The organism is Pseudobutyrivibrio sp. JW11, from assembly GCF_900115355.1.
Lineage (GTDB): Bacteria > Bacillota > Clostridia > Lachnospirales > Lachnospiraceae > Pseudobutyrivibrio > Pseudobutyrivibrio ruminis.
Window position 1 is genome coordinate 83,970 of sequence record NZ_FOWB01000004.1, and the last position, 14,202, is coordinate 98,171.

General features: G+C 37.7%; 18 protein-coding genes. All 18 read left to right on the plus strand.

What is annotated here, in order from left to right; all coding sequences use genetic code 11:
- Positions 1–227 precede the first annotated feature (227 nt).
- Complete coding sequence (locus BM102_RS05595) at positions 228–1,412, plus strand: helix-turn-helix transcriptional regulator (protein WP_090479833.1); 1,185 nt, start codon at positions 228–230, stop codon at positions 1,410–1,412.
- 203 nt (positions 1,413–1,615) lie between these two features.
- Positions 1,616–1,951 (plus strand): helix-turn-helix domain-containing protein, encoded by a 336-nt coding sequence (locus tag BM102_RS05600; protein ID WP_177194917.1) that lies wholly within the window; start codon positions 1,616–1,618, stop codon positions 1,949–1,951.
- A 470-nt stretch (positions 1,952–2,421) separates the two neighbouring features.
- Positions 2,422–2,832, plus strand: a complete 411-nt coding sequence (locus BM102_RS05605) for a type II toxin-antitoxin system PemK/MazF family toxin (protein ID WP_090479838.1) — start codon at positions 2,422–2,424, stop codon at positions 2,830–2,832.
- Positions 2,784–2,957, plus strand: a complete 174-nt coding sequence (locus BM102_RS14285) for a hypothetical protein (protein ID WP_177184215.1) — start codon at positions 2,784–2,786, stop codon at positions 2,955–2,957. The genes BM102_RS05605 and BM102_RS14285 overlap by 49 nt, the downstream gene beginning before the upstream one ends.
- 53 nt (positions 2,958–3,010) lie before the next feature.
- Entirely contained in the window at positions 3,011–4,699 is a 1,689-nt protein-coding gene (locus BM102_RS05610) for a recombinase family protein (RefSeq protein ID WP_090479841.1), read from the plus strand.
- Between the two features lie 471 nt (positions 4,700–5,170).
- Positions 5,171–5,569 (plus strand): DUF2127 domain-containing protein, encoded by a 399-nt coding sequence (locus BM102_RS05615; protein WP_090479843.1) that lies wholly within the window; start codon positions 5,171–5,173, stop codon positions 5,567–5,569.
- A gap of 9 nt (positions 5,570–5,578) precedes the next feature.
- Entirely contained in the window at positions 5,579–6,109 is a 531-nt protein-coding gene (locus tag BM102_RS05620; protein ID WP_090479846.1) for a nitroreductase family protein, read from the plus strand.
- 34 nt (positions 6,110–6,143) lie between these two features.
- The gene (locus BM102_RS05625; protein WP_090479849.1) at positions 6,144–7,031 is read left to right on the plus strand and encodes an alpha/beta fold hydrolase; all 888 of its coding nucleotides are present in this window, start codon (positions 6,144–6,146) and stop codon (positions 7,029–7,031) included.
- Positions 7,032–7,154: 123 nt separating this feature from the next.
- Positions 7,155–7,958 carry a MerR family transcriptional regulator gene (locus BM102_RS05630; protein ID WP_090479853.1) on the plus strand — a complete coding sequence of 268 codons (804 nt, stop codon included), beginning with the start codon at positions 7,155–7,157 and terminating at the stop codon, positions 7,956–7,958.
- Positions 7,959–8,016: 58 nt separating this feature from the next.
- The gene (locus BM102_RS05635; protein WP_090479856.1) at positions 8,017–8,763 is read left to right on the plus strand and encodes an N-acetyltransferase; all 747 of its coding nucleotides are present in this window, start codon (positions 8,017–8,019) and stop codon (positions 8,761–8,763) included.
- Between the two features lie 302 nt (positions 8,764–9,065).
- On the plus strand, positions 9,066–9,242 hold the full coding sequence (locus tag BM102_RS05640) for a hypothetical protein (RefSeq protein WP_176757607.1): 177 nt from the start codon (positions 9,066–9,068) through the stop codon (positions 9,240–9,242).
- Positions 9,235–9,858, plus strand: coding sequence for a Fic/DOC family protein (locus BM102_RS05645; RefSeq protein ID WP_090479859.1), 624 nt, complete (start codon positions 9,235–9,237; stop codon positions 9,856–9,858). The genes BM102_RS05640 and BM102_RS05645 overlap by 8 nt, the downstream gene beginning before the upstream one ends.
- Before the next feature lie 360 nt (positions 9,859–10,218).
- Positions 10,219–10,365, plus strand: a complete 147-nt coding sequence (locus BM102_RS14290; protein WP_177175569.1) for a hypothetical protein — start codon at positions 10,219–10,221, stop codon at positions 10,363–10,365.
- Positions 10,366–10,499: 134 nt separating this feature from the next.
- Positions 10,500–10,667, plus strand: coding sequence for a nitroreductase family protein (locus BM102_RS14170; protein WP_143085464.1), 168 nt, complete (start codon positions 10,500–10,502; stop codon positions 10,665–10,667).
- 50 nt (positions 10,668–10,717) lie between these two features.
- A complete protein-coding gene (locus BM102_RS05650; protein WP_090479862.1) occupies positions 10,718–11,410 on the plus strand; it encodes a flavodoxin family protein in 693 nt (230 codons plus the stop codon).
- Positions 11,411–11,488: 78 nt separating this feature from the next.
- The gene (locus BM102_RS14490; RefSeq protein WP_242942905.1) at positions 11,489–12,802 is read left to right on the plus strand and encodes a cyclophilin-like fold protein; all 1,314 of its coding nucleotides are present in this window, start codon (positions 11,489–11,491) and stop codon (positions 12,800–12,802) included.
- 72 nt (positions 12,803–12,874) lie between these two features.
- Positions 12,875–13,672, plus strand: a complete 798-nt coding sequence (locus BM102_RS05660) for an alpha/beta fold hydrolase (RefSeq protein ID WP_090479864.1) — start codon at positions 12,875–12,877, stop codon at positions 13,670–13,672.
- 92 nt (positions 13,673–13,764) lie between these two features.
- A complete protein-coding gene (locus tag BM102_RS05665; RefSeq protein ID WP_090479867.1) occupies positions 13,765–14,175 on the plus strand; it encodes a peptide deformylase in 411 nt (136 codons plus the stop codon).
- Positions 14,176–14,202: the final 27 nt, after the last annotated feature.

Below are 14,202 nucleotides of genomic sequence, written 5' to 3' on the forward strand. Positions count from 1 at the left end.
ATTAAATGAATATTGCAATATGTATCAAATATGGTGGATATATAAATGGAATTTTATTATAGTTTTAAACATAGAAAGCGCGCTACTATATAAACGGAAAGATAGTTAGGAAATTTAAAACAATGGTTAGTTTTTTTATAATCGGCCTAATTGAAAAAAACTAACTATTCTCTTCACTATTAAATAGGCTAAATTGAATTTAGAATTCTCAAAAGGGAGGAACATTAATGCTTAAGGACAAGAATGAGAATAGAATTGAATTTGACGGTCAATTATTTAAACAATTAATGAAAAATGATAAACGCACTGCAGAATCTATTAAGAAAGAAATAGCTGAAAAAGCACATGTTTCTGATTCAGCGGTAAACAACTGGCAGTATGGATATAACTTTCCAGCTGATATAGAGACAGTAGAAATAATTGCCCAAGTATTAGATATTGATTCAAGGATTCTTATTAAACAGATTCCTCAAAAACAGGATTTGCCTAGTAATAAAGATGATGAAGAAAGCTATACTGATGATTCTGGTAATATGCAGGATAATGTTTTTTTTCAGAATACACCTAAAGAGGAGGAACTTTATCCGCAATTAAGTTGGGATGAAATTCGTTCTTATTTTAAGAGAAAACCATTTCTGAGATATCATATCGAGAGAATACTGTTATTGTTGTTCAATTATCACTTTAGTTTTATTGAGAAGATTAACATTTTTTATTTGGGTAAAGATGGAGATGAAAGTTTAAGAAAATGCTTAAGTCTTATTGTTAGTCAGGCTATTATTAATTCCCAAAATGATATGAAGGCATTTAGAAAAGGAGATTGGCAGATTGCCGTTGCTCAAAGAAAGATACTTAATAACAAAATGTCTTTCTTGGAAGTAAACAAAGGTTTTTTGGTTGCATATTTGAATGGTGTGATTGGATTTGAAATCAAAAATATAAATATAGTTGAGCTTTTCTGGGGACTTAGTGAATTAACACCGGAACTATGGAATGAGCTTGAATGGGTTTTGAATGAAATTGAGAAAGCTCGCTTAGAAAAGCTGTTCCCCATTCATGATTTGAAGAATGCAATAAAGTTTAAATCATTAAATGCTATTGAAGCTGCAAACTATGTGACTAGAGCTATTCCTGCTATTATTTCTTCTAACAGTGTTGTGGAACGGAAGACTAGAGCGAATGAATTACTTAAGTATGGAGAGAATAGTGGGATTAAGTATTTCTTCAATAATAATATGAAAACACTGTCTGATACTTCGATTTTTGAGTTGCATACATCTTTTGTTTCGGCTGCAGGCTGTCCAATAGTAATGAATGATAACTCTTATAGAGGCGATATTAATTTAAAGGAAAGGTTAGAAACATATGCGTATGAAAACAATGTTCCAATAATATATCTAAAGGAAGCCTAGTATAGGTGAATATGAAAAGACATGACGATGAGACTTGGATTCTTGAATTGATTACATGAGAGCGTAGAGCCGCAAAACATCGACTAATCTAGAATGCTACAGCAGAAATGCGTTCTATTCTTGATAATGGTTGGTGTTTTGTGGCTTTTAAAATTGAACGATTAAAGTATTTGTGTCGAATACGAGGGGAGAAGGTCTTGAGTATGAATATTGATACTACTACGATTGGTGGAAGAATTAAAAAGTCTAGAATTGATGCTGGATACACACAGGAGAAGCTGGCAGAATTAATTGGTCTCGAAGGAGGGTCAGCAATTTCAAATTATGAAAATAATCGTAGATATTTATACCAGGATTTGTTACAAAAACTATGCGCAGCTTTAAATGTATCTGCGGACTATATATTATTTGGTGATACACCCGATAATGCTGATCCAGTTACTAATCAAGCTTCAAATATATTATTTCAGCTAAAGAGTGATGAGGCAAAGTCAGCTGCGGTTGTTATTTTAAAGCAAATAGAGATCCTTGATAAATGATGTTCACGTTCTGTGTACATCAAGTTCACATCTACGCTAACGATTTCATAGCGGTTCCCATTTAGACTTAAGCATGTAGAGAAAAGATGAGAAATTTGTATACTTCTCTACATGTTCCTTGACAACAGAATACACATTCACTAAGTACGTTCCCGTATTTCGGAGCACCATAGGCCCGCCATGAGCGAGATAGCCTCCCTGAAAAGTCGGCAGCACCGGCCCTTGCCTTGATGGATACGGGTATAATGATACTTCTGCCTAGCCACAGCCAGTAGGGCTTTGCCTGAACACGCAATGGGGGCAGCTACGCGAGAACCGCGAAGAGGAAGAACCTATGGAGCTGTGCTACAGCCGCTTAGTGATTTCCCGCATCTCTGGGGTGTTGAGAACAAATTAGAGAGACAGATAACTGAATTATAGAAGGCATTCCTAGTACTGGAGGGGTGCCTTCTTTTTACTTAGGAGGATTTATGAGAGAAATAAGAAGAGGTGACATTTACCTGGCTAATTTGGGAGAGAATATTGGTTCTGTTCAAAAAGGTGAGCGACCAGTATTGGTTGTTCAGAATGATAAGGGCAATCAGTATTCACCAACCATTACAGTCATACCTATAACAACTAAGATTCATAAAAGCAAATGGTTTCCTACACATGCCATCATAGACAAAGTGGGAGGCTTGGATGAGAAGTCAGCTTCTATGGCAGAACAAATTACAACCATAGGCCGCGAAAAGTTGATGCGATATATAGGGAGTCTGCCAGAGAGTTTTATGAAAAACGTAATTGACGAGACGCTTTGTATTCAGTTGGAGATTAAGGGAGGTAGAAAAAAATGGAAGGAATGCAGGAAGTCACGTTTTCACCGGAAGCAGAAAAGTTAGCCATTAAGCTTGCTGCTTTCAGTATTATGGAAAAGCTTTGTGACGAAGGAAAGATAACAGAAGATGAATTGAAATATATTGCCAAGAAACGAGATATTGACATCCTTGTGAGAATAACAGCTTGATTTTATCATGATGTCATCATCTAGATGAAAATATAAAAATGAGGTGGAAACAGATGACACGTAGAGCAGCAATTTACGCTCGTGTTTCTACAGAACACGAGGCGCAGATATCTGCACTTGAAAACCAGGTGCAGTATTATGATGAGCTTCTGTCACGTCATCCTGAGCTTACACTTGTTGAACGATATATTGATGAAGGAATAACCGGAACTTCTATTCATAAGAGAGAGGGATTCCTTCAAATGATGCAGGATGCCAAAGATGGAAAGTTCGATCTTATTATTACAAGAGAGGTATCACGATTTGCTAGAAATACGGTAGATACTCTTCAGCAGACTAGAATACTTAAGTCTTATGGAGTCGAAGTGTGGTTCACAGAAGATAATATCTGGACACTGAATGACGAAGATGGTGAACTGAGATTATCGATTATGGCTACACTTGCTCAGAATGAAAGCAAGAAGATATCTCAGAGAGTAAAAGCTGGCCAGATGATTTCATTTAAAAATGGCGTCATATATGGAACTGGAAATATTCTTGGATATGACCGCGTTGATAAAAATCATTTTGTTGTGAATAAGGAGCAGGCGGAAACAGTTAAGAGAATATATGAATTATACCTGGATGGCAATGGGGTGCGACGTATCCAAGATATCATGGAGCAGGAAGGTCGCAAAACGGCAACAGGCCTTACCAGATGGTCTTCTAGTAATATTAGTAGAATCCTTAAGAATTCATTTTATTGTGGAAGAATTGAGTATCGTAAGGAATACGTGCCGGATTACCTTACTCAGAAAAAGATACGTAATGATGGAGCGGTTGAAAAGGTTTATGTTGAGGGAAATCATGAGCCTATTATTACTCCAGAGATGTACGATGAAGCTCAGCGAATGAGGTCTTTGAATTCATTTGAAAAGAAGGATGCCAAAGGAAATATAAAGATGAACGGCCAGTCTCCTTGCAAGAATGTCTGGGGAAGAAAATGCAAATGTAAATGTGGACACGCTTTAAATAGAAGAATGGCACATATGTCCAAGACTGGGGATCCTTCCTTTGTATTTCAATGTTATGATCAGCTTCATACTGGTACTCCTAGTTTTAGAAAGAAAAAGGGGCTTGATATAGAGGGTATTTGCGACAATGATACATTTATGGAATGGAAACTTGTCGTTCAAGCGGATTTTCTATTTAAGAAATTGGTATCTAATAGACAAGCGATTTATAATGATGCGATATCTATGGCTGAAGATTTATTTGATGTAAAATCAAATGGAACAAATGTTAAGGAAAAGGTTGAGAATAACATCAAACAAATTGATAAGCTAAAGAGTCAGATATCAGTACTTGTAGATATGTGCACTTTGGGAGATATTTCCAGAGAAATGTATCAAAGAAAGAAGGAAAAGATAGAAAAGCAGATATCAAATCTTGAGAAATCTAATGAAGAATGTCAGCAGGAGATGCTCGAATCGGAAAATGATATTCTTAAGCAGGAGAGAATTAAGAGCCTTACTGCGTTTATTAATATGGAAGCTTTTGATCCTAGAGCCAAGATTCCTGATAGAATAATTGATGGATTCGTAGAGCGAATCATTTATGATAAGGGAGAATTTATTTGGTATCTGAATCCGAAGGTCGGAAACGCAATATTTGAGGTAGATACAACAGACTGGAAGAAGAAAATGTTTAAGGCTAATAAAATGGTGTATCCCAGTTTAAGCGGCACAGGCAGCTATCGCTAACAAGTAATCTGAGATTACTACATTGCGTTGCATAAAATGAAAATAATTGGGCTCAGCCCCTTGGCTTTTTGCCGGGGCTGGGCCTTTTTGGTTATTGGTGTGTGGCGGTTCTTGAACGCCAGATTGAAGACGTACAGTTATTATTTAATAAATACATTTTTTAACTGTATGGAAATGCCTAGTTGAAATAGCTTTGAAAGCATTATGACGATATGACAGCGTATTGCTACTCATGATTAATATTCTGTATAGCATTTTTGTGGAAATAATACACACTAGGAGAGACTTTTTGAGACGGATACAGTTTTTTTCTGAAAGAATACAAATATAACTGTATGATTGATAAAAATATTGCAACAGGACTGTTTAAATATCAGGAATATAGATTTGGTATTTCGTGAAGACTAAGGATTCTGTATAATTAAAGGCAGGAAAATTAACAAATCGGAGTTTATGGGGCGAGGAAAAACTATGAAAAAATATAAGATAGCAGCAATTATCATGATTATTCATGGCGGATTCATGGAACTGGCTGGTGTGCTATGTATGATACCTGCGTTGTTACTAGGAAATGATAAGTTTGATATTGGAAAGTTTTTTGAATTCAAGCTTCAATATTTCCAAGATAACATTTATATGATGATTGTTATGGGGGCAATCTACGGTGTGATTAGACTGATTGGTGCTATAGGACTGCTTAAAAATAGAATGTGGGGGTTAGTGCTGTCGGTAATCATCTGCATAATAACCATTACGCTGATGATGTTTTTATTGCCAGCCGGCATTATGGATGGAATTCTTGCTGGAAGTGCATTGATATTGATTTTAATGGGATTTTATGGCGATAGAAAGATAACTAATGATTTTTAAGGGGATGTTATGAATACTATAGATGCAATCAAAAACAGACATAGTTATCGTGGAAAATACACTGGAGCAAAAGTGCCTAGAGAGGACCTGGTTACCATCTTGGAAGCAGGGCTTATGGCTCCATCAGGTTGCAACAAGCAGACAACGAGTCTTATCTGCGTTGATGATCCTGAGGTTCTTAAAAAGGTTATGGGAGTAATTGATCCTCCTGTTGTTGAGACTGCTCCAGCTCTAATTTGTGTTCTGACAAAGAGAATCATTGCCTACAGAGACAGGTGTTATTCTGTTCAAGATTATTCTGCTGCTATCGAGAACATGCTTTTAGCAATTGTTGATCTGGGATATCAGAGCTGCTGGTTTGAAGGCCATGTTACTGACGAGGACAGGATTGGTGACAAGATTGCAAGAATATTGAACGTTCCTGAGGACTATGAACTAGTATGCATTCTTCCTGTTGGAACTGCTGAGGGTGAGCCTATGACTCCGCCTAAAAAGAGCTTTGAAGAGAGAGCATGGTTCAATTCTTTTAACGGTAAATAATTGTAGAGAGAATTATATTTTAGGATAACGTATTATGGGCAATATAAAGAACGGAAAGTTCGTTTATAAAAATGAAGACGGCAGGAAGAAGATGCATGAGTTCTACGATAAGACCCTTGCATCTCTTGATGTACCATATTCGGAAGATTATTTTGATACATCATTTGGCAAAACCCATTGCCTTCTCGTTGGTGATCCTGAAAAGCCAAGGATATGTACAATACATGGCGGAAACGGGATCACAACGTTGAATCTGAAACTGTTTCTTCCATTGCTTCAAGAATACTGTATCATTGCACCGGATGTGATTGGTATGCCGGGGAAAAGTGATCCATACAGAAATATAAGCAGCAAGAAGGATGAGTACGGACTGTGGATCAAGGAAGTACTGGATTATTACAAAGAAGATCGGATATCCTTTGTTGTATCTTCCTACAGTTCCGCTATGTTTCTTTCATTTGCCAGGATGTATCCGGAGAATGTAAGAAGTGCATTGCTTCTGGTTCCGTCAGGAATTGCACATGGCTCGATACTGCCTATGCTGGGCAAGATGGTCGTTCCGTTTATGAAATACTATTTTAGTCCTTCCGGGAAAACACTTGATGCAGTGATTGAGTCTATGGGTGGAAAAGGGGATTCGATATGGAGAGAATTCTTCGACATTATGATGTCTTCATACAAGATGGAGATGAGACCGCCAAGGGAATATAAGAAGAGGGAAATGATATCGTTTAAAGCTCCGCTTCTGATAATTGCGTCGGAAAAGGATATCTTTTTTCCGGCAGGCAGAGTATTTAACAAGGCAGGGAAAATCTTTGCAGGACCTGTCGCGATGGTTGAAATAGACAGTAAACATCTGCCATCAGATGAAACTATGGTTGATGTATGTAAACGAACAATAGAGTTCTTTGAGAATACTTAACGAGAATATCTTTCAGTTTTACGTTTTATGAAAACTTAAAAAATGTATATTGACTCTCACATTATGTGAGGGATTATCGTTGTAGTGAGCTCAAGAGAAAAACATCCATGGAGGTAGGAACAAATGCTTAAAATAGGCGAATTTTCAAAACTATCCAGAGTAAGCATCAGGATGTTACGTCACTATGATGATATCGGACTTTTGAAACCGGCTGAAATCGATAATTTTACTGGGTACCGCTATTATCGCGAGGAACAGCTTTTTACCATCGGAAGGATCACATCACTCAAGGATATGGGTTTTGCCCTTGCAGATATTATCAAGATTCTTGACAGCTATGATGATAAAGAAAAGATGGATGCCTTCCTGTCAGAGAGGCAGAAGGAGCTCTCAAAGCTTTCCAAAGAAACGGAGTACAAACTGATGCTTCTGGAAACAGCCAGAAAGAGGCTGAGGAAGGAGCAGAATATGAGTTTTGATGTAACTGTAAAAACAATACCAGAGAGATATGCTGCCACGGTTCAGATGGTGGTTCCTCACTATGAAGATGAAGGAATGCTTTGGAATACAATGATGAGCGAATGCAAGAATCTTGTGCCGGCTGACCCGTGCCTTGCGGCGGCTGAGTTCCTCGATCCCGAGTACAAGGAAGAAAATGTCGAAATCATTGCGTGGATGACTGTGAATGGTTCTTATAGCGATACGGAACATGTAAAGTTTAAAAATCTTCCTGCAGTAAAGGTTGCAAGTTGTATCATTAAAGGCAGCTACGACCAGATGGGTGAGGCATATGCAACTGTGGCGTCATGGATCAAAGCTAATGGATATAAAATGAATGGACCTATGTTTAATATCTATCATGTGAGTCCTGCACAGACACAGAATCCTGATGAGTATGTAACGGAAGCTTGTTTCCCTATTGAGTAAATACTATCTATGCCAAGGAGCTTAAGTGTTCCTTGGCATATTATTGAAAGGAGCGGTCATGGAATATGTTTATGTAACAAAAGATAACCTCGAAGAGGAGCATATTTGCTGCGCGATATCAAATAATAAGGATGCTCAGGTTTCTTCTAAGAAGGCATGGCTCTTGGAGAGGTTTGATGAAGGACTCGTTTTCCTAAAGAGCGTAGAGCGCGGAAAGTGCTTTATCGAATATATCTCAGCGGAAAACGCATGGATTCCGATAGAGGCAGATGGATATATGTACATTGACTGTCTCTGGGTGTCCGGGGCTTTCAAAGGACATGGATATTCTACTGATCTACTTACTGCCTGCATCGAGGATAGTAAGGAAAAGGGGAAAAAAGGGCTTTGTATTCTTTGCGCTTCAAAGAAGAAACCGTTTCTGGCTGATCCGAAGTTTCTGAAGTACAAAGGATTTGTCGTGAGCGATGAAGCTGATAATGGTATTCAGCTTTGGTATATGCCGTTTGATAAAAATGCAAAAGCTCCGGTGTTTAAGGAATGTGCAAAACATCCGCATATAGAAGAGAAGGGATATGTTCTGTACTATACGAATCAGTGCCCGTTCAATGCAAAATATGTCCCAGTTTTGGAGCAGACGGCAAAAGAAAATGGTATTGCATTCAAGGCAATACATCTTAAAAGCAAAGAAGAAGCACAGAATGCACCGACACCGATTACGAATTATGCGTTATTCCATGATGGGGAGTATGTTACAAACGAGCAAATGAACGATAAGAAATTCTTAAAACTTGCAGGAAAGTGATAGTCGTATTAACCGGAATACAATGTAGACCGACAAATCGGCAGTTTGTCGAGCTCTTAACTGAATAATGAACATTACAAATGGCAGTTATCGAAAGATAACTGCCATTTTTTACTTTCAAAAAAATAAATATATTTAAAGTTTTGAAAATGCGGCGTAAAAATTTACGTTGTACTTGCGTCGGGTTTAATAGTTTTCGCCTGTAAAAATGTATTTCTACACTAATTGAAAAGACTGCGCGGATATAAATCGAAATATATGCCGATATATGTTAAAATATAATAGAAAAGGAGGCGGATATTATGACTAATGCTGACGCATGGAATTATGCAATAGGTATGATTAAAGTAGACGGTCTAGAGCCAACTAAAGATTTTAAAGAATATATAGAAAAAGAAAAACGTGGTGAAGTAACAATGGAGGATGCAAAGCGTTTTTTAGATAAGAAATATAAGATGAAGGAGTCCACAAATGCGTGATCCTTATCTTTATGAGGACGTTCCTGTACTAAAAAATATTCTTGGTATAAAATCTCAAGAATTGCTGGATGAAGCTGAGGCTGATTATGTTGTATATCGATTAAAAGATGTAGCAATTAATCCATTGCCGGGAGATTATCACACGGAACATTTTCTTAGGATGCATCAGGTTATCTTTCAAGATATATTTGATTGGGCGGGTTCGCCTCGAACTATTTCGATTTATAAAGAGGAAGATGTTTTAGGTGGACAATCTGTAGAGTATTCTGATCCGTTTGATATTGTTTCTGATATTCATCATGTATTGAAAGACATGAGAGAAAAAGAATGGGATGCATTTAATCATGAAGAATTAGCAAATCAATTCTGCGATTCTTTAGCGGCATTGTGGAAAATTCATCCATTTAGAGAAGGAAATACTCGAACTACAATAACTTTTTGCTGTCAATTTATTGAAGCACAAGGAATAATGATTAATCGAAAGCTTTTTGAAGAAAATGCTGGCTATGTTAGAACTGCTCTTGTTGCATACAATGCATTCTTTTCTGATGGAAGTGATTTTAGCAAAAAAGAGTATTTATATAAAATTGTTTATGATGCTCTTTCTGAGCAATAATGTGAACGTTGCAAAAAGTGTCGTAGGATAGCACACCACTACAGGCAGCTATCGCTAACAAGTAATCTGAGATTATTACACTGCGTTGCATAAAATGAAATAATTGGGCTCAGCCCCTTGGCTTTTTGCCGGGGCTGGGCCTTTTTGGTTATTGCTGTGTGGCGGTTCTTGAACGCCAGATTGAAGACGTACAGTTATTATTAATAAATACATTTTATAACTGTATGATTGATAAAAATATTACAACAGGACTGCTTAAATATCAGGAATATCGATTTGGTATTTCGCGACGACTAAGGATTCTGTATAATTAAAGGCAGTGAAATATACAAATTAGAGTTTATGGGGCGAGGAAAAACTATGAAAAAATATAAGATAGCAGCAATTATCATGATTATTCATGGCGGATTCATGGAACTGGCTGGTGTGCTATGTATGATACCCGCGTTGTTACTAGGAAATGATAAGTTTGATATTGGAAAGTTTTTTGAATTCAAGCTTCAATAATTCCAAGATAATATCTGCATAATAACCATTACGCTGATGATGTTTTTATTGCCAGCCGGCATTATGGATGGAATTCTTGCTGGAAGTGCATTGATATTGATTTTAATGGGATTTTATGGTGATAGAAAGATAATATGAATACTATAGATGCAATCAAAAACAGACATAGTTATCGTGGAAAATACACTGGAGCAAAAGTGCCTAGAGAGGACCTGGTTACCATCTTGGAAGCAGGGCTTATGGTTCCGCCTAAAAAGAGCTTTGAAGAGAGAGCATGGTTCAATTCTTTTAACGGTAAATAATTGTAGAGGATGTTAATTGCATAAAATCCAGTTTGTAGGAGGCATGTGATATGAAAGTTTTAATCATTAACGGTCAGAATCATCATGGGTCGACGTACCATATTGGCAAAGAGTTGGCAGACAAAATCGGCGGCGAGACAACGGAGTTTTTCCTTCCCAAAGATTTTGGAGAATTCTGTATTGGATGTACCAATTGCTTTGTAAAGGGTGAAGAGCACTGTCCACATCATGAAAAACTAAAGCCAATCGTCGAGGCTCTTGATGAGGCGGATGTTGTAATTCTAACAAGTCCTGTATACGTGATGCATGCATCCGGCTCTATGAAGGCGTTTTTGGATCATCTTGGTTATCGCTGGATGGTTCATCGTCCTGAGGAAAAGATGTTTAAAAAGCAAGGTGTTTGTATCAGTACTGCAGCCGGAGCAGGAATGAAGTCTACCAATAAGGACATGGCAGACAGTCTTTTTAACTGGGGAATTCCGAAGATATATAAATATGGGATGGCAGTTGCTGCTACCGGTTGGGAGGAAGTTTCCGAAAAGAAACTGGCTAAGATCCATAAGGACATGGATCGACTTGCGACAGATATCAAAAACAATCATGGTAAAGTGAAGCCGGGAATGAAATTAAAAGGCTGGTTTATGATCTGTCGAATGATACAAAAGAATGGATATAACCCTTTGGATATGGATTATTGGAAGCAAAAAGGTTGGACGGAGGGCAATCGTCCTTGGAAGGCTTGATGGGCCGTGGAAGCTTTATGATGGAGATTGCCTTAGAGCAGGCCAAATAGTTTGAGTTGTTCAGATGATGAATTATATATGAAGAGAGAAAAAATGAAAAAAATATTTAGAATTACTGGGAAGATTTTATTACTACTATTCATAGTGTTGGTTTTTATTATTGGTGGAATTTTTATCTATAACAAGATTATGCTTGTATCTGAAGAGGCGCTAATAGAGAAACCTATTGGGCAATATGTCGAGGTGGATGGTCACAAGATGAATATATACACCGAAGGCGAAGGAAAACATACACTTCTTTTCCTTTCAGGTTCAGGAACAGCTGCACCGGTTCTTGATTTTAAAAGTTTGTATTCTCTTTTGAGTAGCGATTATAAAATAGTTGTTATTGAAAAATTTGGGTATGGGTTTAGTGACGTGGTCGATAGTGAGAGATCCTTTGAAACTATTCTTAGACAAGATAGGGAAGCACTCACCAAGGCAGGAATAGAAGGCCCGTATATTCTTTGTCCACATTCTATGTCAGGAATTGAGGCAATAATGTGGGCTCAAAATTATCCGGATGAAGTGGAAGCTATTGTTGGTCTTGATATGGCGCTTCCGAGAGCCTACGATAATTGGGACTGGGACAGCACAATTAAAAAGGAAAGGCTGGCAGCTTTTGCTCGTGAACTAGGGATAGTTAGGTTATTTTATTCTGATAGTCAGCTTCCAGAAAAACTTACAGACAAAGAAAAGAAGATTTATAGGGCGCTTGCTGCAAGTAAAGCAGTAAATACTTGTATCATAAATGAGGGTTTGGCAATTTCGGATGCAGTAACAGAAATTGATAGTAAGCCCAAGCCTGATATACCAATGCTCATGTTTGTATCAGATGGACATGAAACAGGTGTTGAAAATTGGATAGATATTCAAAGTGATTATGTTTCAGATCTTACAAATGCAGAAGTTATAGAACTGGATTGTGGTCATTATGTACATAATTTTAGGCAAGATATAATAGCTGAGAAACTTGTAGAATTTATTGAAGAAGATTCAGAGGAAGAGGTAGAGATGATATTACAAATTGATGGAAAAGAAATACCAGTGACCTGGGAAGATAATGCATCTGTGGATGCCTTGAGTGAACTTGCAGCTAATGGCCTAGAAATCCAGATGTCTATGTACGGTGGATTTGAGCAGGTGGGCTCCATTGGCTCAAGCATTGCCAGAGATGATAAGCAGACCACCACAAGTGCAGGTGATATTGTGCTCTATTCAGGCAATCAGATTGTTGTATTCTATGGCTCTAATTCATGGGCATACACCAGGCTTGGTAAAATCAATCTGTCTGAAGATGAGCTGACTGAGTTATTAAGTAATGGGGATGTGACATTGACATTGTCTCGATAATATGGATTTCATAATGCACAATATACACTAGGCAAACTCATCAGTATTTGTTAGGGAGAAGGTACTATAAAAATGCAAAAAAATGGATCTGTGAAAGTTGGTAATACAGTCATGTATTATGTGGCCTTCGGAGAAGGAAAAAAGAATCTTGTAGTTTTACCTGGCTTGTCAGATGGATTGTGGACGGTAAAGGGAAAGGCTATGCTTCTGGCAGGTTCCTACAAAAGGTTTTTCAAGGATTATACTGTTTACATGTTCAGTAGAAAGAATGAGATTCCAGAGGGGTATTCAATAGAAGAAATGGCAGATGATCAGGCAATAGCTATGAGGAATCTGGGGATAGACAGGGCAATGGTTATGGGGGTATCCCAGGGAGGGATGATTTCTCAATATCTGGCGGCGAAGCATCCCGAGTTAGTTGAGAAATTGATTCTCGTAGTCACTGCACCATATGCCAACGAAACAATTAAAAACGTAGTTACGAAATGGATAGAAATGACCCGAAATGCTACTCATACAGAGCTGATGCTGGATACAGCGGAGAAAGTTTATACAGAGGAATTCAACGAGAAGAATAAGAAGTATTTACCATTTCTGGCTAGATTTACAAAGCCTAAGAATTATGACAGGTTTTGCAAAAACGCATATGCGATATTAAACTTCGACGCAAGACCGGTTTTATCAAAAATAAAATGTCCTACATATATTATGTCTGGCGACAGTGACAATACAGTTGGAAATGATGCTCCTTATGAGTTAAAGGCTGGGATTGAGCACAGTGAGATGCTTATCTTTGTAGGTTTGGGTCACGGATTGTTTGAAGAGGATAAGGATTTTTACAATAAAGTATTTGAGTTTTGTGAAAGATAAATTCGGGTAAATCGGCAGTTTGTAGAAAAAGGCTTAACGAATGAGAGGAGACTTCTGTCGGTTTTTCCGATAAAAGTCTTGAAGGAGTATTTATGGTAAAAAAAATAGTTAGAGATCCATTGTTTTTGCAACAGAAGTCTGAGCCGGCCACAGAGGCTGACGCGCAGGTTATAGTGGATTTAATTGATACATTAAAAGCAAATTTAGATAGATGTGTGGGAATGGCTGCTAATATGATTGGTGTTAAAAAGCAAATCATTGTTGTGGCCGCAGGGCCTTTCATTTTCCCAATGGTCAATCCGGTGATTACTGCCAAGAGCGGTAAGTATGAGACAGAGGAAAGCTGCCTGTCGTTGGACGGTGAAAGACCATGCGTTAGATACAAGGAAATAGAAGTGGATTATCTTGATCAAAACTTCAAGCCTCAGCATGGCAAGTATACAGATTTTACCGCACAGATTATACAGCATGAAATTCAACATTTTAGCGGGGATTTAATCTAGTTATGGTAATATGATTTAAGAGGACTT

What these genes read in the sequence shown, in the direction of transcription:
- BM102_RS05595 (WP_090479833.1), top strand. Translation starts at nt 228, where the DNA reads ATGCTTAAGGACAAGAATGAGAATAGAATTGAATTTGACGGTCAATTA.
- BM102_RS05600 (WP_177194917.1), top strand. Translation starts at nt 1,616, where the DNA reads ATGAATATTGATACTACTACGATTGGTGGAAGAATTAAAAAGTCTAGA.
- BM102_RS05605 (WP_090479838.1), top strand. Translation starts at nt 2,422, where the DNA reads ATGAGAGAAATAAGAAGAGGTGACATTTACCTGGCTAATTTGGGAGAG.
- BM102_RS14285 (WP_177184215.1), top strand. Translation starts at nt 2,784, where the DNA reads ATGGAAGGAATGCAGGAAGTCACGTTTTCACCGGAAGCAGAAAAGTTA.
- BM102_RS05610 (WP_090479841.1), top strand. Translation starts at nt 3,011, where the DNA reads ATGACACGTAGAGCAGCAATTTACGCTCGTGTTTCTACAGAACACGAG.
- BM102_RS05615 (WP_090479843.1), top strand. Translation starts at nt 5,171, where the DNA reads ATGAAAAAATATAAGATAGCAGCAATTATCATGATTATTCATGGCGGA.
- BM102_RS05620 (WP_090479846.1), top strand. Translation starts at nt 5,579, where the DNA reads ATGAATACTATAGATGCAATCAAAAACAGACATAGTTATCGTGGAAAA.
- BM102_RS05625 (WP_090479849.1), top strand. Translation starts at nt 6,144, where the DNA reads ATGGGCAATATAAAGAACGGAAAGTTCGTTTATAAAAATGAAGACGGC.
- BM102_RS05630 (WP_090479853.1), top strand. Translation starts at nt 7,155, where the DNA reads ATGCTTAAAATAGGCGAATTTTCAAAACTATCCAGAGTAAGCATCAGG.
- BM102_RS05635 (WP_090479856.1), top strand. Translation starts at nt 8,017, where the DNA reads ATGGAATATGTTTATGTAACAAAAGATAACCTCGAAGAGGAGCATATT.
- BM102_RS05640 (WP_176757607.1), top strand. Translation starts at nt 9,066, where the DNA reads ATGACTAATGCTGACGCATGGAATTATGCAATAGGTATGATTAAAGTA.
- BM102_RS05645 (WP_090479859.1), top strand. Translation starts at nt 9,235, where the DNA reads ATGCGTGATCCTTATCTTTATGAGGACGTTCCTGTACTAAAAAATATT.
- BM102_RS14290 (WP_177175569.1), top strand. Translation starts at nt 10,219, where the DNA reads ATGAAAAAATATAAGATAGCAGCAATTATCATGATTATTCATGGCGGA.
- BM102_RS14170 (WP_143085464.1), top strand. Translation starts at nt 10,500, where the DNA reads ATGAATACTATAGATGCAATCAAAAACAGACATAGTTATCGTGGAAAA.
- BM102_RS05650 (WP_090479862.1), top strand. Translation starts at nt 10,718, where the DNA reads ATGAAAGTTTTAATCATTAACGGTCAGAATCATCATGGGTCGACGTAC.
- BM102_RS14490 (WP_242942905.1), top strand. Translation starts at nt 11,489, where the DNA reads ATGAAGAGAGAAAAAATGAAAAAAATATTTAGAATTACTGGGAAGATT.
- BM102_RS05660 (WP_090479864.1), top strand. Translation starts at nt 12,875, where the DNA reads ATGCAAAAAAATGGATCTGTGAAAGTTGGTAATACAGTCATGTATTAT.
- BM102_RS05665 (WP_090479867.1), top strand. Translation starts at nt 13,765, where the DNA reads ATGGTAAAAAAAATAGTTAGAGATCCATTGTTTTTGCAACAGAAGTCT.